General features: G+C 40.7%; 1 protein-coding gene. It reads left to right on the forward strand.

The window, feature by feature from the left end; genetic code table 11:
• Positions 1 to 1,004, forward strand: a 1,004-nt coding sequence (murJ, locus tag ON073_RS20375) for a murein biosynthesis integral membrane protein MurJ (RefSeq protein WP_274763693.1), incomplete at both ends; no start/stop codon positions are given.

Below are 1,004 nucleotides of genomic sequence, written 5' to 3' on the forward strand. Positions count from 1 at the left end.
TGTACCCGTATTGACCGAGGTGAAAGAAAAAGACGGTGATAATGGCGTGCGTTTATTTGTAGCACAAGCCGCAGGTACGCTTGGTACGGTTTTATTAATTGTCACTATTTTAGGTGTTATTGGTTCAGGTGTTGTGGCGGCGATTTTTGCACCAGGTTGGTACAATGAATACCTAACAGGCGGAGATGAAGGGTTTAAGTATGAACTTTTTAGCCAAATGCTTAAACTGACTTTTCCGTATTTATTTTTTGTCAGCCTAGTTGCGCTTTCTGGCGCGGTGCTAAATGTTTATAACCAGTTTTCAGTCGCTGCATTTACACCTGTGTTATTAAACGTTTCTATTATTTTCTGTGCGTATTATTTTCACGATAAATTTGAATTTGGCGCATTCGCGATGGCGCTTGGCGTATTTGTTGGCGGCGCAGTGCAACTGTTGTTTCAATTGCCATTTTTACGAAAAAACAAGGTGCTGGTAAAACCCAAGTTTGCTTGGCGCGATAAAAACGTAAAAAAAGTGCGTACGTTAATGTTGCCCGCGATGTTTGGTGTATCAGTAAGCCAAATAAATTTATTGCTCGATACTGTAATAGCATCGTTTTTAGTTACCGGCTCTGTCGCTTGGCTTTATTACTCTGACCGTTTAATCGAATTTCCACTTGGTTTGTTTGGCATTGGTATCGCAACGGTTATTTTGCCAACCTTGTCTAAATTACATGTAAATGATGACCCGCGACAATTTCAGGCGACTGTGGATTGGGGGGTAAGATTTGTTATGTGGCTCGGAATTCCTGCCTGTTTTGGTTTAATTGCGTTAGCTCCTATCATTATCAATGTGTTATTTGGCCATGGCGAATTTATGGCAAGTGGTAATCATGTAGATAAAGTGGCAATGGGCGTAACAGCTTATGCTACTGGCCTTTTAAGTTTTATGTTAATTAAAGTGCTAGCACCTGCTTTTTACGCAAAACAAAATACCAAAACACCTGCCAAAATTGGTGTGGCGG

This window comes from Pseudoalteromonas sp. G4, assembly GCF_028875915.1.
In the GTDB taxonomy this organism is placed as follows: Bacteria; Pseudomonadota; Gammaproteobacteria; order Enterobacterales; family Alteromonadaceae; genus Pseudoalteromonas.